The sequence below is a fragment of the Oceanobacillus sp. NCCP-135 genome, assembly GCF_059698015.1.
On record NZ_BAAKSZ010000006.1, the window covers coordinates 1 to 25870 of the forward strand.

The 25870-nt window shown below is 37.3% G+C and carries 27 protein-coding genes and 1 tRNA gene; 5 read left to right on the forward strand and 23 right to left on the reverse strand.

Annotated features, from left to right (window positions below; all coding sequences use genetic code 11):
• Positions 1-295: 295 nt before the first annotated feature.
• A complete protein-coding gene (locus AC6HVZ_RS05835; RefSeq protein WP_497557210.1) occupies positions 296-1228 on the reverse strand; it encodes a fumarylacetoacetate hydrolase family protein in 933 nt (310 codons plus the stop codon).
• Between the two features lie 128 nt (positions 1229-1356).
• Between AC6HVZ_RS05835 and AC6HVZ_RS05840 the strand changes: the two genes are divergently transcribed.
• A complete protein-coding gene (locus AC6HVZ_RS05840) occupies positions 1357-1665 on the forward strand; it encodes a DNA-binding protein (RefSeq protein WP_497557211.1) in 309 nt (102 codons plus the stop codon).
• A gap of 154 nt (positions 1666-1819) precedes the next feature.
• On the opposite strand, the gene AC6HVZ_RS05845 is transcribed toward AC6HVZ_RS05840, so the two are convergent.
• Entirely contained in the window at positions 1820-2134 is a 315-nt protein-coding gene (locus AC6HVZ_RS05845) for a hypothetical protein (RefSeq protein ID WP_497557212.1), read from the reverse strand.
• A 264-nt stretch (positions 2135-2398) separates the two neighbouring features.
• Here AC6HVZ_RS05845 and menA point away from each other — a divergent pair, with 264 nt between their 5' ends.
• A complete protein-coding gene (gene menA / locus AC6HVZ_RS05850) occupies positions 2399-3316 on the forward strand; it encodes a 1,4-dihydroxy-2-naphthoate octaprenyltransferase (RefSeq protein WP_497557213.1) in 918 nt (305 codons plus the stop codon).
• Between the two features lie 48 nt (positions 3317-3364).
• Here menA and AC6HVZ_RS05855 read toward each other — a convergent pair whose 3' ends face one another.
• Together AC6HVZ_RS05855 and aroD are read right to left on the reverse strand one after the other, a co-directional pair.
• Complete coding sequence (locus AC6HVZ_RS05855) at positions 3365-5233, reverse strand: DUF2207 domain-containing protein (RefSeq protein WP_497557214.1); 1869 nt, start codon at positions 5231-5233, stop codon at positions 3365-3367.
• Between the two features lie 150 nt (positions 5234-5383).
• Entirely contained in the window at positions 5384-6148 is a 765-nt protein-coding gene (aroD, locus tag AC6HVZ_RS05860; RefSeq protein ID WP_497557215.1) for a type I 3-dehydroquinate dehydratase, read from the reverse strand.
• Between the two features lie 120 nt (positions 6149-6268).
• Between aroD and AC6HVZ_RS05865 the strand changes: the two genes are divergently transcribed.
• From AC6HVZ_RS05865 to clpP, 3 genes are all read left to right on the forward strand, one after another.
• Positions 6269-6802 carry a shikimate kinase gene (locus tag AC6HVZ_RS05865; RefSeq protein ID WP_497557216.1) on the forward strand — a complete coding sequence of 178 codons (534 nt, stop codon included), beginning with the start codon at positions 6269-6271 and terminating at the stop codon, positions 6800-6802.
• Positions 6803-6939: 137 nt separating this feature from the next.
• A tRNA-Arg gene (locus AC6HVZ_RS05870) sits at positions 6940-7015 on the forward strand.
• Positions 7016-7227: 212 nt separating this feature from the next.
• The gene (gene clpP, locus AC6HVZ_RS05875) at positions 7228-7818 is read left to right on the forward strand and encodes an ATP-dependent Clp endopeptidase proteolytic subunit ClpP (RefSeq protein WP_497557217.1); all 591 of its coding nucleotides are present in this window, start codon (positions 7228-7230) and stop codon (positions 7816-7818) included.
• 37 nt (positions 7819-7855) lie between these two features.
• Here clpP and AC6HVZ_RS05880 read toward each other — a convergent pair whose 3' ends face one another.
• From AC6HVZ_RS05880 to uvrA, 19 genes are all read right to left on the reverse strand, one after another.
• Complete coding sequence (locus AC6HVZ_RS05880; protein ID WP_497557218.1) at positions 7856-8110, reverse strand: HPr family phosphocarrier protein; 255 nt, start codon at positions 8108-8110, stop codon at positions 7856-7858.
• A 175-nt stretch (positions 8111-8285) separates the two neighbouring features.
• A complete protein-coding gene (whiA, locus tag AC6HVZ_RS05885) occupies positions 8286-9236 on the reverse strand; it encodes a DNA-binding protein WhiA (RefSeq protein ID WP_497557219.1) in 951 nt (316 codons plus the stop codon).
• Between the two features lie 190 nt (positions 9237-9426).
• Entirely contained in the window at positions 9427-10389 is a 963-nt protein-coding gene (locus tag AC6HVZ_RS05890) for a gluconeogenesis factor YvcK family protein (RefSeq protein ID WP_497557220.1), read from the reverse strand.
• A gap of 2 nt (positions 10390-10391) precedes the next feature.
• Positions 10392-11276 carry an RNase adapter RapZ gene (gene rapZ / locus AC6HVZ_RS05895; protein WP_497557221.1) on the reverse strand — a complete coding sequence of 295 codons (885 nt, stop codon included), beginning with the start codon at positions 11274-11276 and terminating at the stop codon, positions 10392-10394.
• Between the two features lie 26 nt (positions 11277-11302).
• Positions 11303-11764 (reverse strand): 8-oxo-dGTP diphosphatase, encoded by a 462-nt coding sequence (locus tag AC6HVZ_RS05900; RefSeq protein WP_497557222.1) that lies wholly within the window; start codon positions 11762-11764, stop codon positions 11303-11305.
• 405 nt (positions 11765-12169) lie between these two features.
• Positions 12170-13123 carry a thioredoxin-disulfide reductase gene (gene trxB / locus AC6HVZ_RS05905; protein ID WP_497557223.1) on the reverse strand — a complete coding sequence of 318 codons (954 nt, stop codon included), beginning with the start codon at positions 13121-13123 and terminating at the stop codon, positions 12170-12172.
• 176 nt (positions 13124-13299) lie between these two features.
• The gene (locus AC6HVZ_RS05910) at positions 13300-14292 is read right to left on the reverse strand and encodes a tetratricopeptide repeat protein (RefSeq protein WP_497557224.1); all 993 of its coding nucleotides are present in this window, start codon (positions 14290-14292) and stop codon (positions 13300-13302) included.
• Positions 14293-14387: 95 nt separating this feature from the next.
• On the reverse strand, positions 14388-16049 hold the full coding sequence (locus tag AC6HVZ_RS05915) for a glycerol-3-phosphate dehydrogenase/oxidase (RefSeq protein WP_497557225.1): 1662 nt from the start codon (positions 16047-16049) through the stop codon (positions 14388-14390).
• Between the two features lie 292 nt (positions 16050-16341).
• Entirely contained in the window at positions 16342-16890 is a 549-nt protein-coding gene (locus tag AC6HVZ_RS05920; RefSeq protein WP_497557226.1) for a glycerol-3-phosphate responsive antiterminator, read from the reverse strand.
• 14 nt (positions 16891-16904) lie between these two features.
• Positions 16905-17423: an acyltransferase gene (locus AC6HVZ_RS05925; RefSeq protein ID WP_497557227.1), complete on the reverse strand. Its 519-nt coding sequence runs from the start codon at positions 17421-17423 to the stop codon at positions 16905-16907.
• A 3-nt stretch (positions 17424-17426) separates the two neighbouring features.
• The gene (ppaX, locus tag AC6HVZ_RS05930; protein ID WP_497557228.1) at positions 17427-18062 is read right to left on the reverse strand and encodes a pyrophosphatase PpaX; all 636 of its coding nucleotides are present in this window, start codon (positions 18060-18062) and stop codon (positions 17427-17429) included.
• Positions 18037-18996 (reverse strand): nucleoside recognition domain-containing protein, encoded by a 960-nt coding sequence (locus AC6HVZ_RS05935; RefSeq protein WP_497557229.1) that lies wholly within the window; start codon positions 18994-18996, stop codon positions 18037-18039. The genes ppaX and AC6HVZ_RS05935 overlap by 26 nt, the downstream gene beginning before the upstream one ends.
• Before the next feature lie 36 nt (positions 18997-19032).
• On the reverse strand, positions 19033-19905 hold the full coding sequence (gene lgt, locus AC6HVZ_RS05940; RefSeq protein ID WP_497557230.1) for a prolipoprotein diacylglyceryl transferase: 873 nt from the start codon (positions 19903-19905) through the stop codon (positions 19033-19035).
• An 11-nt stretch (positions 19906-19916) separates the two neighbouring features.
• Positions 19917-20852: an HPr(Ser) kinase/phosphatase gene (gene hprK, locus AC6HVZ_RS05945; protein ID WP_497557231.1), complete on the reverse strand. Its 936-nt coding sequence runs from the start codon at positions 20850-20852 to the stop codon at positions 19917-19919.
• Positions 20853-20985: 133 nt separating this feature from the next.
• Positions 20986-21345 (reverse strand): phage holin family protein, encoded by a 360-nt coding sequence (locus tag AC6HVZ_RS05950; protein ID WP_497557232.1) that lies wholly within the window; start codon positions 21343-21345, stop codon positions 20986-20988.
• Positions 21345-21539, reverse strand: a complete 195-nt coding sequence (locus AC6HVZ_RS05955) for a PspC domain-containing protein (RefSeq protein ID WP_497557233.1) — start codon at positions 21537-21539, stop codon at positions 21345-21347. The genes AC6HVZ_RS05950 and AC6HVZ_RS05955 overlap by 1 nt, the downstream gene beginning before the upstream one ends.
• A 134-nt stretch (positions 21540-21673) precedes the next feature.
• On the reverse strand, positions 21674-22336 hold the full coding sequence (gene bshB2 / locus AC6HVZ_RS05960) for a bacillithiol biosynthesis deacetylase BshB2 (protein ID WP_497557234.1): 663 nt from the start codon (positions 22334-22336) through the stop codon (positions 21674-21676).
• A 27-nt stretch (positions 22337-22363) separates the two neighbouring features.
• Positions 22364-22717 carry a YojF family protein gene (locus AC6HVZ_RS05965; RefSeq protein ID WP_497557235.1) on the reverse strand — a complete coding sequence of 118 codons (354 nt, stop codon included), beginning with the start codon at positions 22715-22717 and terminating at the stop codon, positions 22364-22366.
• 263 nt (positions 22718-22980) lie between these two features.
• The gene (uvrA, locus tag AC6HVZ_RS05970; protein WP_497557236.1) at positions 22981-25863 is read right to left on the reverse strand and encodes an excinuclease ABC subunit UvrA; all 2883 of its coding nucleotides are present in this window, start codon (positions 25861-25863) and stop codon (positions 22981-22983) included.
• Positions 25864-25870 lie beyond the last annotated feature (7 nt).

Genomic DNA, 25870 nt, shown 5'->3' on the forward strand with positions numbered 1-25870 from the left:
CTTCAAAGGGTAAAGTTACCGTGTGGATTCGAACCACCTAGATTGTGCAACAGTGGGGCACGCCAAAAAATAATCCCTCATGGATCTTTTGTCAGGTGCTGAGGGATTATTCCTAATGTGCCCAACCCTTTTGTTGGCGTTGGTCTATTGTTCCTTCCCATGTTAATAGCATGGGAAGGTTTTTATTATTGTATGATTTTATATAATAATTATACCACGAATTGGGTTGCTGTACACCTCTAACAAGTTGATATATTTTTAAGGTTATAGGAGCTCTTTTCATCCTAGTAAACACCTACCGCCCAACCACCCTATTCTCCATCCGTCCAACCTTCTCAATTTCAAGTGCTACAATATCACCTTCTTGCAAAAACTGTGGTGGATTCATGGCAAAACCAACGCCATCAGGGGTGCCTGTTAATATAATATCTCCTGGCTTCAATGTGATTAAATTGGAAATGAATTCAATCAGATACGGAATATCGAAAATTAAATGACTTGTATTCGACGATTGCCGCTCTTCCCCATTTACATAGGAACGAATGGAAAGGCTAGCAGGTTCCTCAATTTCATCTGTCGTAACAACCCATGGACCAATTGGTGTGCTGCGATCCAATGTTTTCCCCTGCAGCCATTGTGGTGTGCGTTTTTGCAGGTCACGTGCTGAGATATCATTTCCGATAGTGTAACCTGCAATATAATGTGGGGCATCCTCTTTCCTGACATGTGAAGCTTCTTTGCCAATTACCACAGCCAATTCAACCTCATAGTCCAGCTTTTCCGTAAAAGAAGATTTTTCAATCGCATCTGCCGGACCAATAATGGCATTGTTAAATTTAGCAAATAGCACCGGAAATTCCGGGATATCACTAGCCATTTCTGCCACATGATCAGCATAATTTTTCCCCACACAAATTACTTTTGAAGGATTGGGGTTTGGTGTATCTAAAATAATCTCTTCCTTAGTAAAAAAAACACCCTTCTCATTGTTTTCCTTTATGTAGTCATAGGCTTCTTTTGCCTTATTGATTACACTTGTACCGATAGAATAAAAAGTTCCTGGACTTGCTGGAAAAATATGATCAATTGCGTTGATTAAGTCTTTTTCCTGTTTTGAAAGCAACAATTTACGATAGGCTTCCTGTAAATCCATTACCTTCTCGTTGAACATACAGCCAATTCTGTACTCTCCCGGGCTATTCCTCCATTTGTAGCTTACCAGTTTCATACGTACACCTCATTTAATATAATTCTAATGCTTTCATTATATAATGCTCATCACATTTAATACAATTAATTGCGTGGATTTGCGTAATAGTTTAAACTATTATTAAAAAGGCTTCAGGGGGGATTAAATTGGAATTTTATTCTATAGGTTACATAGCAATCGCATTCGGAATTGCAGCAGCGGGATATTTCATAGGTGAGGGGCTCAAAAATTTTAAAAATGCGGATGGTAAGGACCTGATAAATAATTTATTCAATGAAGACGATGAGCATGAGTTAATTAAGGAAAAGGATGTACATCATTTTCTGGGTGTTTCCAAAGAAGATGCCAGTGCATTAATAAGTGAGTATCCAAATGTCCCTCATATAAAGTTAAATGGAAAAACATATTTTCCTAAAGCGAAACTGCGTGAGTGGTTGCTAAAAATGGGTGATTAGGGATAAAACAACAGCGAACAATGCTCTGGCACTGCTATTATTTTATTGAATTGTAAAAATCTATTATAAAAGTATTCTCCACCCTACCATTTTTTATTATATAAACCTTATGGCTGATCATTGCCTCAGTTTCATATGGCACGATGAAATCCACCTAGTCACCTTCATATAAATTAATCATACTTGCCTGCATTGGCATGTATGTGGATTGATCCCCTGAGAGTCTCCTGAAATTCACCTGATCAAGATGATTGATAAAAGATTCAGTTTTATCTTTGTTCCTTGTACTTTTATACCTGTCTTTCTTAATGGGATTACTTAACATTACTTTTGTGATGTTTTCAGGATTAACAACGAGGATCTCTTCCAAAGTTTTTAATCTGTAATCAGAGTTTTTAAACCCCAATACTGCCAGTGCCAGTACAAGCATCAGAACAACTGAAGTAATAATAATATTTACTTTCTTCATACCACCTCTCCTCATCAGATACAACCTTGTGAAATAAAGCATTCATATGTTTGATGAAGATGGATCTGATATATATCCACCTACTTCCATTATGACGGATTTATCAGAAAAAATAATTGATGCAGATCAATTTTCCGGAAAATAATTTAATACATTTTTGTGAACATTTACATTTATTTCCCCTTATTCCTGTGATATATATCACGTTTCAATGTTTGTTAACATTGTATGCTTAGAGTAATAAGGATAAAGGGGGTATTTCATGTGAAAAAAACGCATTATGCTGATAATTTAAGCGATAACAAGTTTTATTATCGGTTTTCTTGGTTGCATCTTACACGCCCCTTAACATTTACAGGTACGATTAGCCCTATTCTAGCCGGAACCGTACTTGCTGCATATATTGGCCCTATTCGTTTTGATATCTTTTTAGCCATGCTGATGGCCACATTACTGATTCAAGCTGCAACCAATATGCTCAATGATTACGTTGATTTTCTAAGCGGTCAGGATCAGGAAAAATGGGCAACTAGACTGGAAACAGGGTCGGGACCTGCACACCATCTCATTCCTTACGTTGCTGGCTCACTATTATTGCTAGCAATTCTAATGGGCTTATGGTTAGCACTAAATAGCAGTCCCTGGATCATTTTAATCGGAATAGCAGGAATTACAGCCGGGTTTGCTTATTCTGCAGGCAGGCATTCCTTTTCCTCCATCGGTTTAGGGGAAATTGTGGCAGCCATCTTCTTAGGTTTTGTTCCGGCAAGCCTTGCTTACATTATCCAAGGTCATTCATTTAATGGTCAGATTCTTGCGGTAGCAACCCCATTCGCTTTAGCAATCGCCACTATGATTTTCACAAACAACTTACGGGATATTGAAAAAGACCGGGAATTTCGAAGTACTATCGTAATGAAGATGGGAAAAGTAAAAGCAGTTCAGGTTCTGACATTGCTGCTAAGCCTTACCTATTTATCTATTCTATTACTGATGGTTTTCCAAGTTACCCCATGGACAACAGGACTTACTTTAATCGCTTTTCCATTGGCCATTCGACTTCGTTGGTCATTTCGCAAAAACGCAAAACGGACAGAGGAAATTGCTGCAATGAAATTAGCTGCACAGCATCACTGGTTGCTTAGTTTCTTATTTCTCATCGGCATGTTGCTTGGGCTGTAAAAGGAAAACGAAAAAAGGGTTTAAAATACTTTTCCCATTTTTCGTTTTTTAAAATGCACCTGCTCCCCCACCACCAGTCGAAGAAGTAGTAGTAGTCGTACTGTTGGAGCTTTGAACCGCAACAGTATACAGGGCAAGATTACTTGTACTAAAAGCCGTTGTTGCATAAACAGGATTATTTAATAATGGATAATATGCTTTTAATTGAGCAACTTCATTCACTTTCCCACACTCTTCCCCGTAGCTTTCTCCAGCACCTAAAATAATTGCATACTCCAGTCTACGCTCTATTTTATTTGGATCAGAACCAATTGGATAGCGTTTATTTTTGAATGAAGCCTGCCCCGTTTTAATGGCATATTTCAATCTTCTTATATCTTTCTTCCAATAATATGCAGGCACTATCAATAGAGCCATAAGTGACAGGAAATAGAAAATCAATGTTAGAATAACTGCATTTGTTAAAGTGAATCCAATGGCTGCTATCACCAAAGTTATAAAATAGTAGCCTGTGAGCACAAATTTATTTCTGTTAAACAGTAAACTGACAACAGCTAACACCCCAACTATTGCAGGCAATACCCATTGTTCTGTTGGGATGAGTATATCAATTGTTGTAAAATAGTAAAATAGGCCAAACGAGCTAATTACCAGCGGAATGGAAAAGAACGGGAATCCTTTAAACGGATTACGCAGATCCTGAAAACCTTCTCGTTCCAACACCAATCCAGACCATTTATCAAAATTACCTTGAAATTCTTCTGCTTTCTCTCGTTTTACTTCATCCGATTCTTCTTCATTATCAAGAAGAGTCTCCAACAGAAAATATTCTCCTTGTTTATCCTTTTCTGTAAATAACCAATTTCTCAAATAAGTGTCAGCCATATCCATCTCGGCATCTGCTTGAATCCAGGTAAAACGGAATGTACTATCTTCTTCTTTTATTTTTGAAGGGACTTCTTCGAGGCTTATGACCCCACGCTGTTTTAAAGAAAATAATCCAGCGATAAAACTTTCAGACGGTAATTGTAAATACCCATTCAGATATTTAACTAATAATGGATCTGCCTTTTCAAGTGTTCTCAGCAATCCATCTATACTCTTATCACCACGATAGCGATTGGGATGGATAATAAGTAAAAATATTGCAACCGCTATAACTGCTCCAATTAACAAGCTCAGGATCGGCACAACTTTTTCCATATTCGCCTCAAGGTTTTCTCCCCGCTCAGCCAACTCACGTTCTTCCGCTAAAATCTCTTCTTCCATCATCTTATCCTTATCCAGCTCCATAGCATCGAGTTGTTCTGCCGGAAAGATATAACGAATCATGGAGGTTTCATCAGCATTCAACACTGTATTTGTATATTGAATACCGTTTTTTATTGCCGTAATTTTTCCAGTTTCAGCTTCATGCAAAAAATAATGTGTTTGATCCGTTACATTTTGCGCCGGTGAATGGATGGAAATTTCCACATTATTTAAATCCGTTTCATTGGAATCATCAAAAAAGGAGTACTCCAGCTCTGCGATGTCTGCGTATTTATTCACAGAGCCTTTCACCTGATAGCTATACAATACCTGCTTCGTTTCATCGGTTGAATCAGAAAAAATCTTGAATGCTCCATCTTCTTCCTCGACCTGCAGAGAGTCAAGACTTTCTGTTGAAGTAGTTGGATCATTATCTTTTGTAAGATATGCATTAAAATTAGACACATCTGATTCAATCGAACGGGTCATTCCTTCAAATGAACCATTAAACGTATATGTAAAAAGCTCCCGAACATGGATAACTCCATCCTCAGCAATACGAGCATCAATGGTTACATTATCGATTGAAAATGAATCCTCTTCTGAACAGGATGTTATAACGAATAATAAAAATAGCAATATAATTGCGGTTAGAAATTTTTTCATGGTTACAGACCTCCTACATGTAGTACGGCTAAAAGTACATAATAGTTTCACAATCTAAGCTAAAAGACAAAGAAACTGCAATGAGGGGGAATTCGACTGTCTCTTCTCCTTCTTCACTTACTAAAACAAAAGCTGAGAAACCCTCTCAGCTTAAGACTGTGCTTTATGTAAAATCTCCAGTACATTTCTTAAATCTTCAACAGCTATTTGACCCGGTGCAGATGCTTCTTTCCCGATCCCAAATGTTGCTGCAGAACCAAAGATTTCTCCAGCAATTCGACTGATAACACCCAAGTCTCCCATTGCCATTGTTATAATCGGGCGATTTGCGTAGTTGGTACGCATAATGTCCGTAGCCGCTAATAATGTAAGAACATCTTCTGCATTTCTTGGCATTACAGCGATTTTTGGAATATGTGCTCCTAAATTTTGCATTTTCTTCAGTCTTTCAACAATGTCTTCTTTTGGCGGTGTTTTCTCAAAGTCATGATTAGACATAATGACATAAACATTATTGTCCTTTGCTAGTTGCATTAGACTTTTTAAATTTTCCTTCTGCGAATACAGTTCGATATCCACAAGATCCAGTAAATTTGATTGTATGGCAGTTGAAAGCAGCTCATAATAATACTGATCTGTGATCTGTTTATTTCCGCCCTCTCTATGGCTTCTGAACGTGAAAAGAATTGGAATTTCTTCTAGCTGATTACTTATTTTTAAAAGTAGTCTTTTGGTTGCTTCCAAATTCTTTACATCATCAAAAACATCTGCACGCCACTCGACAATATCTGGCTTTACTGTTTTTATTTCCTCGATTTCGTTCATTAACTCTATTTCGTTTCTTCCCATTAACGGAACAATAACCTTTGGAGTTCCATCGCCTATTTTAATATTTTTCACCTGAATCATGTTCATTGCAGTAACCCTCCTTTACAGGTAGTATTTCTTTTATACTATTATACTTTCCATCTTCCAAAAAGAAAAAAATAGGCTTATACTAATTCTTATTACTAGATCGAAAAGAGGATAAATAAAATGATGAATGAAAAGAAAAGCATTGTCTTAATTGGTTTTATGGGTGTGGGAAAAACCACAATCGGCACGTGCCTTGCAAAAAAAATGAACAGAAAATTTATTGATATTGATGAAGAAATCGAAAAAGAATATACTATGCCAACATCAGCTATTTTTAAAAAATATGGAGAAAAGGTCTTTCGCAAAAAAGAGAAAGAGATGATCGAACACTTTTCCAAGCAAAAGCATAAAGTCATTTCTGTTGGTGGAGGAGCGTTTTTACAACCGGAGATTCGTGATATCTGCATAACAGAATGTATTGTGGTTTTTTTGGATTTATCCTGGGATGCTTGGAAAGAAAGAATCGATTTACTAATTGAAAGTCGTCCGGTCTTACAAGGAAAAACGATCGAAGAAATAAAGGAACTTTATTATCATAGACAACCTATTTATAAAGCGCATCACTTAAAAGTTCAAACAGATAATGTAAAGCCCGAGGAATTAGCAGATTCCATTGCTGATGCCTTGCAAAAGAAGTGGGAACTTAATCAGTAGATTACTCGTAGTAGAAAGCAAGGGGGAATTTTCCCTTGTTTTTTCCCTAAACAACAGCTAGCTTATTTTTTAAAAAGACTTGTATAAATGCTGTCTAAGCGTTATAATAGCCTTTGTGATTAAAATAATTATAAAATGCGCCCATAGCTCAGTTGGATAGAGCACTGGTTTCCGGTACCAGGTTTGTCGGGGGTTCGAATCCCTCTGGGCGCGCTCAAACAACAAGGCAGGGTAACTAGCGAAAAGTTTATCCCCTGTCTTTTTTTTAGGTTTATTTTTCCTGTAAATGGGAAAAATAAGTAGTATGTTTTAACTAAAAAATTTGCCGAACGTTTTCGTTTGACCTTCATTGACCTTTTAGTTATGATAAAAATAGATCCAATACATATGGATGAACGTATTGAAATAAAGGAGGAATTTTAAACATGAATTTAATACCCACAGTTATTGAACAGACAAACCGTGGAGAGCGCGCCTATGACATTTACTCACGTTTACTGAAAGACCGCATCATTATGCTGGGAAGTGCGATTGACGATAATGTAGCAAACTCAATTGTTGCACAGTTATTATTCCTTGAAGCAGAAGATCCGGAAAAAGATATATCATTGTACATCAACTCACCAGGTGGATCCATTACTGCTGGCATGGCTATTTTTGACACAATGCAGTTTATTAAAGCTGATGTATCAACCATTTGTACTGGGATGGCAGCATCTATGGGAGCGTTTTTGCTAGCTGCTGGAGAAAAGGGAAAACGTTTCGCACTACCAAATAGTGAGGTGATGATTCATCAGCCATTAGGTGGAGCCCAAGGACAAGCAACCGATATTGAAATCCATACTCGACGGATTATTGAAATAAAGAAAAAAATGAATCAGATCCTTTCTGAACGAACAGGTCAACCAATGGAAGTCATTGAACGTGATACAGAACGTGATAACTTCATGACTGCTGAAAAATCTGTTGAATACGGAATAATTGATAGAATCCTTGAAAGAAATTCTAATAAATAAAATAAACTCCCTTTCATAAGAAATGAAAGGGAGTTTATTATGGTTTTGAAACAAATGTAGTTAAGTGATTTATTGCTACTTCTTCATCTGGACCTTCCGCAATTAATGTAACAACTTCTCCCCGAGTTATCGCCAAACTCATTAATCCCATAATACTTTTTGCATTGACTCTTTTCCCATCTTTTTCAAGAAATAAATGTGCGGAATAGCGATTTGCCTCCTGAACAAATTGTGCTGCTGGTCTAGCTTGTAACCCTGTATCTAGTTCAATTTTGACGGACTTTTCAACCAAATCATTCATCCTCCCCAATTTAAGTAAACGCTACCATTCACTAGTATGATCGACAACAATACCTGTTTCTAAGTTCAGCTATTGCTGCCGAAATAATCTATCATAAAAATAGTTCATTAATTCACATAATTATTATATCATGGATCTAGTTCGAAATAAATAATTTTACAATATATTACTTCTCTTGTAATGCACCACGACGTTTGATTTTTTCAGCAAAATCATCTATCTTTTTCAGTCGGTGATTCACACCGGATTTGGAAATCTTCCCACTGGATACCAATTCCCCTAACTCTTTTAAAGAAACATCCTGATGCTGTACACGTAACTTTGCTATTTCCTGCAATTTTTCCGGAAGCTGATCAAGCCCAACTGTTTGCTCAATCAAATTGATATTTTCAATTTGGCGAAAAGCAGCTCCAATTGTTTTATTTAAATTTGCAGTTTCACAATTCACCAGTCGATTAACAGAATTACGCATGTCCCGAATAATTCGTACATCTTCAAATTTAAATAACGCATTATGTGCACCTATGATGCTAAGAAATTCAGTAATTTTTTCCGCTTCTTTTATATAGACAATGTACCCATTTTTACGTTCTAAAGTGCGTGCACGAAGCTCAAACTTATTTAATAAATCACATAATTCTTTATTATGTTCATGGTAATAGTTGGAAATTTCTAAATGATAGGATGAGGTTTCCGGATTATTAATCGATCCACCAGCTAAAAATGCTCCACGTAAGTATGATTTATTACAGCATTTTTTTGCTACATACTTCTGAGAAATTGTTCGATTAAATTTATAGGGTTCTTCTAAAATATCCAATTTAGATAAAAGATTACCGACATCTTCTTTCAATCGAACAATATACACATTATTTTTCTTCAATTTCATTTTCTTACGGACAAGCAAATCAACTGGAAAAGGATAAATCGATTTGATCAATGTATAAATTCTACGTGCAATGGCTGCATTTTCTGTCTGGACATCCAATACATAATCCTGTTTTGATAAGGAAATAGCTCCATTCATTCTAATTAATGCAGCTATTTCAGCTTCTATACAGCAATCATCTAATTCAATCCCCGTTAATTCCTTTTTTATTTCTGAAGCAAAGGACATTCATTTTCCCTCCTTTACTGTATTTTTCGTTAAACTAACCAATCTTTTCTATGGAACGAGGAAACTTAAACTCAATCTTTAAGAAAAACGCTAAAGCGTCTTTCTAGAGGTCAGAGGTTAGACTGGAAGAAATCGGCAAAAGAGCCGATTTCGTTTCTACTTTCTTACCATTCACGGAACGTAAACATCTTTAATTAGTTTTCAAAAGGGAATAAAGTAATTTGGCAATTTTATTCGTGTCATGCCTTATTGTGGATTGTGAGTGATCGATTATATCTCCTTCAATAATTTCGAGTTCCATTTCCAATAAGCGTTCTGTATCATAAATTACCGGCTCCGCATTTTCTTCTGCATATACTGCTCGTAATGATTTTTTAATTGGCTCATTATGCACAACGATACCGTCAATACAGCCATCGCCAATATGATGACTAATCGCTTTAACATGATCTGAGGCTGTATAACCGGTTGTTTCTCCTGCTTGTGTCATTACATTACAAACATAAATGACCTTGCCTTTGGATTCCTTAATAGCAACATCTATTTTAGGTATAATAAGATTTGGTAATATACTTGTATATAAGCTTCCTGGAGCTACGACAATTAAATCGGCTTTTTCAATCGCCCTGACAGCATTTGGCAAAGGCGAAACTGGCTGCGGACTTAGGAATACACGCTCTATTTGTTTATTCGAAAGTGGGATATTGGATTCACCAGATCTAATGGTTCCATCCACCATTTTTGCATGTAATGACATATTCTCATTTGATATGGGGTATATTTTCCCCTTTACATTTAATACACGTGAAATTTCTTTGATGCCTGTATAAAAATCACCCGTAATCGATGTCATGGCTGCAAGCAATAGATTCCCCAATGAATGCCCTGATAACCCATTACCAACAGCAAAACGATGTTGAAAAAGCTCGATCAGCATCGGCTCTGCATCAGATAGTGCTGCAATCACATTACGAATATCTCCTGGTGCAGGTATTGCCATTTCACTCCTGAGTCTTCCAGTACTTCCACCATCATCAGCCACGGTCACTAGTGCCGTTAAATGAATTGGCAGGTTTTTTAACCCCCGTAAAAGAACTGGCATTCCGGTTCCACCGCCGATAACGACGACACGTGGCTGCTTTTCTTGATTCATAATTAATGTCCCTTTCTTTTATCAATATCACGATGTGTAATATGGGTTGTATAACCAGTTGATAATTGTTTTCCAAAATACTCGGCAAGTGCTACTGAACGATGCTGACCACCTGTACATCCAATTGCTACTACTAGCTGTGATTTGCCCTCTTTTTTATATTGCGGGAGCATAAATTGTAATAGGTCAAGTACTTTTTCATTAAACTTTTCAGTATCAGACCATTTAAAAACATAAGAAGCTACGTCTTTATTTAAGCCAGTTAACGGCTGTAAATGTGTAACATAATGAGGGTTTGGCAAAAAACGAACGTCAAATACCAAATCTGCATCTATTGGCAAGCCATATTTGAAGCCAAATGAAACCATATGCACGGAAAAAATTTCCTGTTTTTCCTCGGTATAAATCTTCAATATTTTTTCACGTAATTCCTTCGGTTTTAAGCTGGTGGTGTCAATAATGCGTTGCGCTCTTCCACGAAGCTCATCAAGAATTTCTCTTTCCTGCTGAATACCATTTAGAGGTAAGCCACCGACAGCCAATGGATGTGACCGTCTTGTTTCTTTATATCTGCTGACAAGCTGCTCATCCTTTGCATCTAGAAAAAGCATATGCTCCTCTAACCATTCTTCTTTTCCTAGAATATCCAGTGCTTCAAACAATGAATCAAAAAATTCACGTCCGCGCAAATCCATAACAAGTGCCACTTTACGAATATTATTCGTGGAATCTTTCATAAGCTCCAGAAATTTAGGAAGTAACGTTGGTGGTAAATTATCTACACAGTAATATCCCAAATCTTCAAAGCTTTGAACAGCAACTGTCTTCCCCGCTCCGGACATACCTGTGATCACTACCAATTTTGTTTCCTGTTCCTTGCTTCTCATTTTTACTCCCCCTTAAAATTGCCGTTTTACAATGCGGATGAATCTAATCTTGACTCAAGCAGTTCATATTCCTCCGTATAGGAAAAAGCTCCATATACAGCTTTGGAAGACATGATATGCTCAAAGATTTCTCTATCCCCTTCCGCCATAGGCAAATGTTTAATTTTTTCAAGAGGAATCCATTCTAATTCGCCCTCTTTACAGTAATCGGTAAGTTTTCCTTCAAATGTTTTACAAATAAATGTAAACATCATCCATTCCTGAACAATGCGATTATTTTTATAGATAGAAAATGTAAATGTTCCTGCTATTTCCGGATCCTGCAGCCTTAATGCTGTTTCTTCCCAATATTCTCGGACAACTGATTCTTTAATGGATTCTCCCTGTTCCATTTTTCCACCAGGAATTGCATACCAGCCTCTGCGCGGTTTCTTTAATAATAATACATGGTTATTATCTATTACTATGCAGTTTGTTACTCGCTGCATACCTCATTCACCCCGATCATCTTTAGCGAACAAAAATATAAACATTATAACCATTATATTAGAAAACCCGGCATTCGCCAAACTTTCTGAGCGGTGCCTTACTATAGGCAAAAATACCTTTCATCTGTGACCTGAATTTGCCTAAAGGTTTACTTATATACTTATGCAGAATCTATTATCTTTACTGCCAATAAAAATTCGTCAGCGATTTTCGTATTATTACCTCGACAAATTAGGACAAGATCTATCCAAAAAAAGGCACAGGCGCCATGCACCTGTGCAAGAAACTAATTTATCTATTAAAAGGGGGTCAATTAGTTATTTATATTGTACCCCAAAAATGTTGCGAGCGTGTTACAACAGCGTTAAAAAGCAATTACTAAAGTAAAAATAACTTTATATTTATTATGAATTTGTTGCTTTTAATTTTTCTGTTAATGCTTCAACATATTTAATTGCTTCTTCTGCTGCAATGCTTCCGTCACCGGTAGCTGTCACAATTTGTCGAAGTGTTTTTTCACGAATATCACCTGCTGCAAAAATCCCTGGAATATTCGTTGCCATATTTTCATTTGTCGGAATATACCCTTCTTCATTTGTAATCCCAAGTGATTTGAAAGGTTCACTCAATGGTACCATACCAATATAAACAAATACGCCATCTATCGGATGATTATATTCTTCACCGGTTTTGTTATTCTTAAGTGAAACACTGCTCACTTTTCCATCAGGACCATTGATTTGTTCTACCACGGTATCCCAGATAAACTCAATTTTATCATTATCAAATGCTCGTTCCTGAATGATTTTTTGTGCACGTAATTCGTCACGGCGATGGACAATGGTTACTTTGTCGGCAAAACGCGTTAAATAAATACCCTCTTCAACAGCAGAGTCCCCTCCACCGATTACTACTAGATGTTTATTTTTAAAAAATGCACCATCACAAACAGCACAATACGATACACCACGACCGCCGAGTTCTTCTTCACCCTGAATTCCAAGTTTTTTATACTGAGCACCTGTTGTAATGATAAGTGATCTAGTTTTATATTCTTTACTTCCGGCAATAACTGTTTTATAATCGCCGTTATCAATCACTTCTTTAATATCACCATAGGCATATTCAGCACCAAATTTCTTCGCATGCTCAAACATTTTATTGGATAAATCCGGTCCTAAAATATGGTCATATCCAGGATAGTTCTCCACATCTTCTGTATTTGCCATTTGACCTCCAGGGATTCCACGTTCAATCATTAACGTATCTAAATTAGCACGGGAAGCATAAACTGCTGCCGTCATCCCCGCTGGTCCAGCACCTGCAATAATTACATCAAACAATCTCTCTTCGGACATTTGAATCGCCCCTTCTACTTTATTATGCCATAATCAGCTTAAAATAATTAATCCGTTTCGTCTAATATTATGCTTATAAGAAAAACGCAAACGTATCATTCCGGATGCCAGAGGTCAGAAATCGGATTGGTAGAAACCGGCGAAAGACCCGATTTCGTTGCTATTTTATTCTCTTTTTACCAAGGTCTTTCTTCTTTTTCCAGCATAGGATGCTTTCTACAGCCTTCCTCCCATATCGCAAGTGCTTTAGAAGGCTCACCACTCTGATATGCCGCAATGCTATACCATCTGAAATAGGAGGGATGACTTTTTACAATTCCTTTATTTAGTAACTGGAATCGGCTATAAGCTTCTTTATAATAAGCCGTTCTTGCCATTGTGACAGCAATTCGTAATTTTTGCTGTTCATGAATCGGGTATACATTTAGTAATGCCTGAATACTTTTTTCATATTCCTGTTCTTGATCTAATTGATAATAGAATAGCGCTAAATTTGTATGACTGTATAGAGAGTTAGGGTCTTCATCTAAAATATCCAGCTCCATTTCAACTGCTTTCTTTTCATGTCCTGAACAGAATAATGCATGTGTATAATCATGCTTCGCCATATGATGCTCTGGGAAAACGATCATCATCTCTTCAAGGAGGGGTATCGCTTTTTCCCATTCCATGTTTTCCATATGATAGAATACTGTTTCCTGATAAATAAGAAGCTCATCTTCATCCTCGAGATCCCAATCAGCTTCGTCGTCTTCATCAATATCAATCAAATCTAATAAGCTTTCTGCTTCCTCGGTAAAATCACCATCTGACTCGTTATCAAGATATGTTAATGCATACTTTCTGGCATCATGTAATAAGCCTAAATGCGCATAATTATTCGCTAATAGGTAATAGCAATCTACATATTCTGTTGATTGTAATACTTCCATCAGCAATTGATTGGCTGTATGATATGCTCCAATTTCCGTATATATAATTGACATTTGACACTGATATAATGGGTCATTCGGTTTCTCTTCTGTCGCTTTTTTTAACCATTTTAATGCAATGTCAAACTTTCTTTTTTGAAAAGCTTCTACACCCTTTGTAAAGTAAAAATCACCTTCGGGAATAAAAGGGATAATATTATTTAGTTTACCATTTGCTTTTAAATTTTCCTGTTGCATGCATATCCCCCTAAAATTCGCTACATCCGAACAAATTATATCATATTCATTTGGGGAATAATATAGTATTTTTACTTATATGAAAAGAGCTATTTTCAAACAGGTGTCACTGCATCATGCAGCAATTGATCTAATTCAGCTATATAGGTTGCTTTTTGTTCATCCGTCCATTGCAAAGCTTTTGCCATATAATTAATCACATCTTCTTTATGTTCTCTTACCCAATTGATCTCAAAAAATAATGCTCCAGTTCTTCTAACAAAGAAATCTGCTGGTTTGTATGCAAGTTCATATTCCAAAGCGTAAAGAAGCTCCGCAAAAACGACTAGATCCATATTTTCTTTTTGAGCATCAGCCTGCATAGTTTGATATTTTTCAAAAATGATATCCACATTTGCTCCATACCTTTGAACTAGTCTCAATGCAGTTTCCTCATCCATACCGAAAGCTTTTGCTTCATTCACTTTTCGAATCTTAAATTGTTTAAATCCCTTTGAACCACCAACCTCACCACCTGCAATAGGCAGATCTTTCGTTTGCGATTCACTGTAGAGGATTCCCTCCTCTTCTTTCAGTTGTTTAACAACCGTATCGACTGCTTCTAAAGCCATTTTACGATATCCGGTTAGTTTCCCACCTGCCATTGAGATCAATCCTGAATCTGAAATAAAAATCTCATCTTTCCGGGATATTTCACTCGGATTATCTGTCCCCTCTTCCGCAATCAATGGCCGGAGTCCTACCCAGCTGGACTCCACATGTTCAGGCTGCATATTTAATGAAGGGAACAGATAATTAATGGCATCCAGTAAATAGTCACGATCGCTTTCAGTCATCGTTGGATGTGTGATATCCCCATCATACGTAGTATCTGTTGTTCCTACATAGGTTTTATTATCACGAGGAATTGCAAAGATCATTCTTCCATCTGGTGCATCAAAGTAAATTGCCTGCTGCAATGGGAATAATTCTTTCGGAAAAACCAGGTGTACACCTTTAGTCAGATGTAATGATTTCCCTTGTTTCGATCCATCGATTTCTCTTAGCTCATCAACCCACGGGCCGCCGGCGTTAATTACTTTTTTTGCATATATAGTATGTTTTTCTCCACTGATTTGATCTTGGATGATTACACCACTTATTTGATTGGAATTATCGTAAATAAAATCAATTACTTTCGTATAGTTAATAGCAGTTACCCCTTTTTGAACTGCTTTCTTTAGTACTTCAATCGTTAGACGGGCATCATCTGTTTTATATTCGACATAATAGCCAGCACCTTTTAGTTTTTCCTTTTTAATTAATGGCTCTTTTTGCAAGGCTTCTTCAGGGCTGAACATTTTACGACGTTCATTTTTTTTAACACCTGCCAAAAAGTCATAAACACGTAAGCCGACATTCGTTGTGAAGGGACCAAACGTACCTCCTTGATGAAAGGGAAGCATCATCCACTCTGGAGTTGTTACATGTGGTCCATTTTCATAGACGATTGCTCGTTCCTTCCCAACTTCAGCAACCATTTTAACTTCAAATTGTTTTAAATAACGCAAGCCCCCATGAACAAGTTTGGTGGATCGACTAGAGGTTCCTGCAGCAAAGTCCTGCATCTCAACCAAACCTGTTTGTAAACCGCGAGTTGATGCATCCAAGGCAATTCCAGCACCGGTAATTCCACCACCAATTACTAATACATCTAGGTTCTCATCTTTTAATTTATTAAAAATAGCCGTTCTATTATAGCTTGAAAATAACGTCATTCCATTCCACTCCTTTTTTCATTCGTTTATACATATAATTACCCTAAATTTGTAACAGTCATGTATGTTTCATGTTGCATCACGGAAAAATAAAAAAACCGCAAAACATACAAATGCCTTTTACATTTGTTGTTTGCGGTTCTCCAATTCTCCATCCAAATCATATTAACTTAACTTCATCATAACATATCTTAGGTTTGAGGTACAGTAATTGTGTTTGGGAAATTCGGGTTGTTTAAATGGCTTTTTTAACCATTTTTCCTTAGAACCCACTCCGCACACCCCAAAAAACCTAACCAAAATCCCATAATTCTCTATTCGATGTTGATACCGCTACTGCACCAGCATTCATTGCTGCAGTTACTTCTTCTTCCTTTATGATCAATCCTCCTGCGATCACAGGCAGTCCTGTCTCTGTGTGAATATGTTCAATCATACTCGGTACTATACCTGGCAGAACTTCTACACAATCTGGTTGAGCTCGCTCAATTAATTTCACATTATGTTCAAGAGCTAAACTATCCAGTAAAAACATCCGCTGAATGGCCAGTAGCTTATATTTTTTTGCCAAGCTTATTACATTGCTTCTTGTTGACAGGATTCCATCAGGCTTCACTTCCCTGACTAAAAACTCCATCCCATATTCATCGGCTTTTAATCCTTGAATTAAATCAAGATGGATAAGAGCTTTCTTATTTTCCCGTTTGGTATACTCAACCAGACTTTTTAATTGAGAAATCCGTGTTTCCAAAAAAACGATGGATTCATGTTTACATTGTAAAGCCTTCTCGAAATTCTTCATTTTTCGAATAGCTGGAAGTATGCCTGTTGGAATATTCATATCGATTCACCTACTCAATTTGAAAAAGTATTTTCACGTGCTTCCATTTCTTCTTTTGTATAAATAACCTTCATGGGATTGCCGCCGACAAACGCACCTGCTGGAATATCTTTATGTACCAATGTACCAGCAGATACAATTGCCTTATCGCCAATCGTCACGCCAGGCAGGATCGTTGAATTGGCACCGATCAATACTTCATTGCCAATAATAACATCACCAATCCTGTACTCTTTAATCAAGTACTCATGTGCTAAAATCGTTGTATTATAACCGATTACACTGTTTGTACCGACAACTATTTTTTCCGGAAACATGACATCAGGCATGACCATCAATGCAAAAGCAGTTTGCTTTCCTACAGTCATGCGCAAAAACACTCGATACAACCAATTTTTCAAAACTAAAAAGGGGATGTACCTTGCAATTTGAATAACAATAAAATTTTTTACTACTTTCCAGAACGACACTGTTTGGTATATTTGCCATAGTGAATTTGAGTTTTCCACCCGAAATCGGTCAGTTTTCCGCATCGCTTACACTCCTGTAATTTTCAGCAAATCACGCATATCTTCCAACATATAAGTTGGATTATACCCTTGCAAAAACTCTTTTCCTTTTTGAGACCAAGTAACCCCTGCCGTTTTCACACCGGCATTATTCCCTGCTACAATATCATGATAGTTATCGCCAACCATCAGTGTGGATTCTGCAACTGCATTTAGCTCATTCATTGCTTTAATTACTGGCTCCGGATGTGGTTTTGTATGAACTACATCGTCAAAAGTGATGATTGTTTCAAAAAAATTATCCAAGCCTGTCAGAGCCAATCCCATTTGTACTGTTTTCGTCATTTTTGTTGTCACGACACCGAGTTGAATGTTATTATCTTTCAACACTTTAATTGTTTCAATTACATTTGGAAATAACTTCACATAATCATCGTGATTGGACAGATTATGTTCTCTGTATGTCTTAATCATCATTTCAGCCTGATCAGGATCAATTTTATTAAATGTCTCAATTAATGGTGGACCATTAAATTCAATAACTTCTTCCGTTGTATAGGTTAAATTATATTGCTTAAATGTATGGTTAAAAGACGCAATAATAAGTTCATTTGTGTCAATAAGTGTACCATCCAGATCAAAGAGTACTGTATGAATGCTCATGGGTTGAATCCTTCCTTCTCTTTTTATCTATTCGTTTCCAAACGAATGCGACGCTCACCGTTAATAGTATTGCCGTAACAAGACGAATAAGCAGTAACGGCCAAACAGGAATTCCTAAAGGTATGAAAATGAGTGTATCCTCCACAACAGCGTGACAGGATACTAGGAATATTAATGCCAAATACATATCTTTTCTTGAAACCCCGTCTTCTTTAACCGCTTGAATCATTAAACCAGCTCCATATGCAAGACCAATGGTTAAACCAGCGACTAGTGTCATCGATGTATTCTTTTCCATGCCAAACACTTTTGTAAATGGCGCAAATTTATCTGAAAACAGGTTCAGCCAGCCTTTTTCACGTAAAAATTGCATGGCTATCATTAAAGGAATAACAATTAAGGCAAGCTGCGCTACTGCAACAACAGCGGTTTGCATCCCTTGAAGTACAATTTCATTCCAGCCGGTAAGTACGACTTCAGAAGTGGAGATAAACCCATAATTTGCTTGTTCAGCACCACCGCTCCAGAAGAGATTAATGATGATCCCGGCAAATAACGCCAAACCGATACGTATCCCTGATATCAGCCACCAGCTTACCCCTACCCGGGAAGCTACTGCCGATTCAATAAATAAATTATGGGAAAATGAAAGCATCATTGCCATAATAAATACTTCTTTTACAGTAAAATCAAATGAGACAATTGCTGCAATTCCGGCATATAAATTTAATGTATTTCCCAATACCAACGGAACAGCCGCTTCACCTGATAAGCCGAGCAATCCCATTACTGGTGCTAATATATCGATAACCCACGGCAGCACAGGTGTATACTGCAAAATGGTAACAATTAATGTAATTGGAAAAATCACCTTACCTAATGTCCAAGTTACATTTAGGCCTTGCTGCATGCCGCGATACATTATTCCTTCCAAGATAAATTCCCTCATTTCTAGTCGTGCTTCGAAGGTCTATTTCCTTTTAGATTTCTTTCCTTTTTTCTTATTTTTATTCTTTTTAGGGGGTTCTATATAGTTATATGGAACGGTTGTCCCTTGAACCCGACGATAAATAATAACACTAATGGAACCAATAATTAGTAAGATAGAAATTAATTGTGCTGTTCGCAGATCCCCAATTACATATAAGCTATCTGTCCGCATCCCTTCAATAAAAAAGCGCCCAATCGAATAGGTGATTGCATAACTCAAGAAAATTTCTCCACGTAATGGATTATATTTTCTCAATATAATTAAAATGATAAACACTACCATATTCCAAACGGATTCATATAAAAATGTCGGATGGTACATCACACCATCAATCGTCATTTGGTTCATTATGAAATCAGGCAAATATTGATGAAAACTATTATAGGCGGATTCTGATATCTCCCCACCATGTGCCTCCTGATTGATAAAGTTACCCCAGCGACCTATTGCTTGTCCCAAGATAAGACTTGGTGCAACAATATCTGCGAGTAACCAGAAGGAAATGTTTTTCACTCGTGCATAAACAATGGCAGTTAACACACCACCAATGACAGCACCGTGAATTGCGATTCCACCTTCCCATATGGCAAATATATCTGTCCAGGGACCTTCTGCATAGCGTTCCCACTCGAAAGTAATATAATAAATTCGTGCACAAATGATCGCAACAGGAATAGCAAATACGATAAAATCAATCATTAAATCTTTTTTCAAGCCAAGCCGTTCTGTTTCTCTTGTTGCTAAATATAATCCCAAAAAGGCGCCCGCAGCAATAATAACGCCATACCAATAAATAGTTAATGGTCCGAGTTCAATAAATACTCGATCAATTGGAGGTGCACTGAACATCATAAAAATCACTCCTATACCAAATCGTCTTTTTCTTGTTCTATCATTGACGTTAACCGTTCAGAAAACTCTTCTGCTGCATTTACACCCATTCGTTTTAATCGGAAGTTCATTGCTGCAACCTCGATAATGACAGCAAGGTTCCTTCCTGGACGCACAGGAATAACTGATTTCGGCACATGTACATCCATTATTTTCATCGTATCTTCATCCAAACCGAGACGATCATATTGTTTATTTTCATCCCATAATTCCAGATTCATAATCATGGAGATTTTTTTAAAACTACGGACAGCTCCTGCGCCAAAAAGGGTCATTACATTAATAATTCCAAGTCCTCGTATTTCCAATAAATGTTCGATAAGTGGTGGTGAATTACCGATTAATGTATCATAATCCTCCTGGCGAATTTCCACACTATCATCTGCAACAAGGCGGTGTCCACGCTTCACCAGTTCCAATGCCGTTTCACTTTTACCAACGCCACTTTGCCCTGTAATAAGAACACCAACACCATAAATATCAACTAAAACACCGTGGATAGCCGTAAATGGCGCATATTTTTCTTCCAGGAAATTCGTTAACCGACTAATTACCCGTGTTGTTTTTCGGGGGGAACGAAGAATAGGTACACCCGACTCGTTTGCTGCATTAATCATAACCTCAGGTATATCCATTCCTCTTGTCACGACAATGCCTGGGGTGACGTCTGTACATAACTTTTCAACACGGTCTTGTTGTTCTTCTAATGAAAGATCCAAAAAGTATGCCATCTCCGTCTTGCCAATTAATTGCAGCCGTTCTTTTGGATAAAATTTAAAGTAACCTGTCATCTCAATACCTGGACGAGAAATATCACTCGTAATAATTTCTCTATGTATGCCGTCATTCCCAGCAACCAGCGTCAGATTAAAATTGTCCAATAAATCTTTTGTTCGAACCATTGCCATATTGTAACCTCCCAAGCATGAATAACTGCTTATTATTGTAGCATATTTCTAAATATAATACGCACTACCAATGCTTTAATGATCGAGATTCTTCTAGTAATCATTACAAAAGAAAAACCGCAGGCTATAACACCTACGATTTCATTGAATCTTTTATCAGGCTATTTAAGAGTAAATTAATGATCGAAATAATAACTGCTGCAATAATTGCAGTACCAAATCCTTCTATGACGAAAGATGCACTCATTAATGCCTGTGTAATCATTAATGTAATAGCATTGATTACGAATAGAAACAAACCGAGACTTATTACAGTAATAGGCAACGTCAAAATGAATAAAATCGGTTTCACAATCACATTTAAAATTGATAATATAAAGCTTGCCAAAAGTGCTGTTCCAAAACCTTCCAGATGAAATGAGTCAAATAACTGTGCTACTGCAACGAGTGCTACAGCGTTTAATAAGATGGAGACAAACCAGCGCAGCAGCATTACCGTATCTCCCTTTCATTTGGAACAATGAAAATTGCAATCAGATAAACAACAGCAAAGGTAAATACACTCATAAATAACAAGACAAGAAAGGCTAGACGAAGAATTGTTACATCCACATTGAAGTATTCAGCCAGTCCACCAAGTAAACCCGCAACCATTCGTTGGGAATTTGACCTGTACAACCTTTTCATAATTGCATACCCTCCTCCATTATTTTTTTCCTTAATAACTTTTCAGTAAACATACTACTTTTTATATTTACGTTTTATTAAAGGAATATGATTCAGATTTATAAAAAATCTCCTTGTATTTTGCAGCAAATGCCTCAATCCTTAAATTTCCAAAGGTAAAATTGTTCTGTCGTGAATCTCCTTTTTGCCAGTTCGCTAATATCATCCTGATCTCGTTTAAATTGCCCTAGAATCCCGGAAGCCTGTGATGCATGGGACATAATTGCTTTCATTTTTGTATCAAAGTATTCGGATATATCATTGATTACATCCGGTTCGCCAAGTACCTCATTATAATTATTCGTAATTGCCTGTGCCCAAACGACAGGTCGTTTCTCCTTATCCATCAGTCTTACCGCCTCAATTGCCGCAGCACCAAGTGCATTATGATCCGGATGCACAGCATGTTCAGGATAATGTGTAATGACCAGACTGGGTTCAATTTTTTCCAGAATACTTTTAATATGTGCAGCTACCTCTCCACGATCTTCATATTCAATTGTTTTATCCCGATATCCAAGTAATTTCAGATCGACATCCAGAACCTTACATGCTTGAATTAACTCTTCTTTTCGAATTTCTGGCAATGTTTCTCGATTTGCAAAGATAGGAGAACCCATATTCCTGCCCATCTCACCTAATGTTCCACATAAATAGGTAACTGGAACTCCTTGCTTACGATATTTAGTCATGGTACCAGCTGCACCAAAGGATTCATCATCCGGATGTGGGTAAATAACGACAACATGCTTTTCCATTTATATCACCTGTCTCTCGTTTTAAATTTAATAGTTAAAAGGAGTTTCACTTAGTTGTAGAGAAACCATCAAACGGCCTTCACGATCATGGCCTGCAAGTAACAGTTTTGTTTCCTCAAGCATCACCCAATCAGTTAAACCTTCAGCATAGATCCAACCCATTTCCAACTTCAAGCCAACACGATAAATTTTCCCATCACGAACTATTTTCGCTTGGTTAAAGGATATTTTAGCATTTCGAATATATGCACCAACATTATACGCCTTCTCATTAATATGACTTGCATAAGCACCATTTGTTGTTTCCAAATGCACATACATTTCTTTATTCGTAAAACGATCCAAAACTTTCTGTACGTTTTCAATTTCAATCGGCTTCATTAGCTGTTCCTCCCAAATACACTTCTCTTCTTTAGCTTATCTAAAGGCCAGTATTGCGTCAAAAATTTAGACTTTTAAATCATAGAAAATTTAGTTGGAGCAGTGGAAAAATTCCATGAGTGCGACTCTCTTGGACAAAACTCGCCAAGTTCATGCTCAAACCGTCCATGAGTGCGGTTTCTACGACCAAAACAATCCCAATTCCGATGCAAACGGATGAATAAAAATCAAAAAGGCAGCAAGCCAAAGCCTGCTACCTTTATTTATTTTTTTCCAGATCCAACCTTCTCTTTTTCAGCTATTGTTGCTTTCATTCGTTTTCGATCACGTTCTAAAACAGGTCTTAAATATCGACCAGTATACGATATTTCTGTTTCTGCTATTTTTTCCGGTGTCCCTGTTGCGATAATTTGACCGCCTCTGTCCCCACCTTCTGGACCAAGGTCGATAATATGATCAGCTGATTTAATTACATCTAAATTATGTTCGATAATTAACACAGTATCCCCGTTATCAACCAAGCGCTGTAAAACGATTAATAATCGCTTAATATCATCTGTGTGCAAGCCTGTTGTCGGTTCATCTAAAATATAAAACGATTTTCCATTGGAACGTTTATGCAGCTCACTAGCAAGCTTCACACGCTGTGCTTCTCCACCTGATAATGTCGTTGCGGGCTGACCCAGCTTAACATAGCCTAACCCAACATCATAAATCGTTTGCAGTTTTCGATTAATTTTGGGAATTGGTGCGAAAAACTCCAACGCTTCTTCAATCCGCATATCCAGGAGATCTGCAATATTTTTCCCTTTGTATTTCACTTCTAATGTTTCACGATTGTATCGTTTCCCATGGCAAACCTCACATGGTACATACACATCCGGCAAGAAATGCATCTCTATTTTTATAATTCCATCACCACGACACGCCTCACAACGACCACCTTTTACATTGAAACTGAAGCGACCTTTCTTATATCCGCGTACTTTTGCTTCATTTGTCTGGGCAAAAACATCACGAATATCATCAAACACACCTGTATAGGTTGCCGGGTTCGAACGTGGTGTTCGTCCAATTGGTGACTGATCAATATCTATCACTTTATCAATATGTTCAATTCCTTTTGTCTTTTTATGTTTTCCAGGTTTATGTTTCCCACGATAAAGGGCTTTTGCTAATGATTTATAGAGAATTTCATTAATTAAAGTACTTTTCCCAGAACCTGATACGCCTGTAACCACTGTCATCAAACCGATCGGAAATTTTACTGTCACATTTTTTAAGTTATTTTCCTCTGCACCAATGACTTCAATATTACGCTTATTTGCTTTTCTACGTTTGGCCGGTAGTGGAATATATTCTTTTCCTGATAAATAGTTTCCTGTTAGTGACTGTTTATTTTTCATTACTTGTTCAGGAGTATCACTTACAATAATTTCACCGCCATGATCCCCAGCACCCGGTCCTATATCAATTAACCAATCAGCTGCCAGCATTGTATCTTCGTCATGCTCGACAACAATTAGTGTATTATCAAGGTCACGCATTCTTTTTAATGTGTCAATTAAACGGTCATTGTCCCGCTGATGTAATCCGATGGACGGCTCATCCAGCACATAAAGAACTCCAGTTAATGCAGAACCAATCTGTGTGGCCAGACGAATTCGTTGTGCTTCTCCTCCTGAAAGTGTTCCAGCTGCTCGTGACATTGTTAAATAATCAAGGCCAACGTTATTTAAAAACTCCATTCGATCAGAAATTTCCTTTAAAATCATTCGAGCAATTTGTTCTTCTTTTACAGTTAAATTCAAGTTCTGGAAGAAATCCATCGCTTCTACAATCGAATAGTCTGTAACATTACTAATATGTAGTCCATTTACCAATACAGCCAATGCTTCTTCTTTCAACCGGTAACCATTACAGGACGGACAATGATTTTCTGCCATGTATTTCCCCAGTGACTCACGAATGAAGTCAGATGAGGTTTCCCTATAGCGCCTCGCCACATTATTCATTACACCTTCAAAGTTAATTCTGTTGTCACGTACATTTCCAAAATCATTTACATAATAGAAGTGAATTTTTTCCTTACCACTTCCATATAAAATTTTATCCATTTTTTCTTTAGAAATTTCTTTAACAGGTATATTCATATCAATCCCATAATGATCGCATACACTTTTTAATAACTGCGGATAATATTGCGAGCTGATTGGCTCCCATGCAGCAATGGCATGCTCATTCAATGACTTATCCCAATCTGGTATAACGAGATCGATATCTACTTCCAGGTTTGTTCCTAAACCATCACAGGTCGGGCATGCTCCAAAAGGACTGTTAAATGAAAATAGACGTGGTTCCAGTTCACCGATGGAAAAACCACAGATTGGACAAGCATGATTTTCACTAAACATAAGTTCTTCCTCACCAATTATATCGACGATGATATTTCCTTCCGCAAGTCCTAATGCAGTTTCGATCGAATCACTTAAGCGAGCCGTAATTCCTTCTTTTACAACAATCCGATCGACAACTACCTCGATCGAATGCTTTTTGTTTTTTTCAAGCTGAATGTCTTCCGTAACTTCACGCATTTCTTTATCCACGCGCATCCGAACATAGCCTTCCTGCTTCAGCTTTTCAAACACCTTCACATGCTCGCCTTTCTTACCGGAAATAACAGGGGCCAGGATTTGCAGCTTCGTTCGTTCAGGATATTCCATAATCCGGTCAACCATCTGTTGAACTGTCTGTGAACTAATTTCAATCCCATGCTTGGGACAGGTCGGCCTTCCTATTCGAGCGTATAATAATCGTAAATAATCATAGATTTCAGTTACAGTCCCTACAGTTGATCTTGGGTTCTTACTAGTTGTTTTTTGATCAATAGCAATTGCGGGGGATAAACCATCAATTGCGTCCACATCCGGCTTATCCATCTGACCTAAGAACTGTCTGGCATATGCGGAAAGGGATTCGACATAACGACGTTGACCTTCTGCATAAATCGTATCGAATGCGAGCGATGATTTTCCGGAACCTGATAAACCTGTTATCACAACAAGCTTATTCTTCGGAATGGTTACATCGATATTTTTTAAATTATGGGCTCTTGCACCTTGTATTTTTATTGCTTTACTTGGCATACTCATC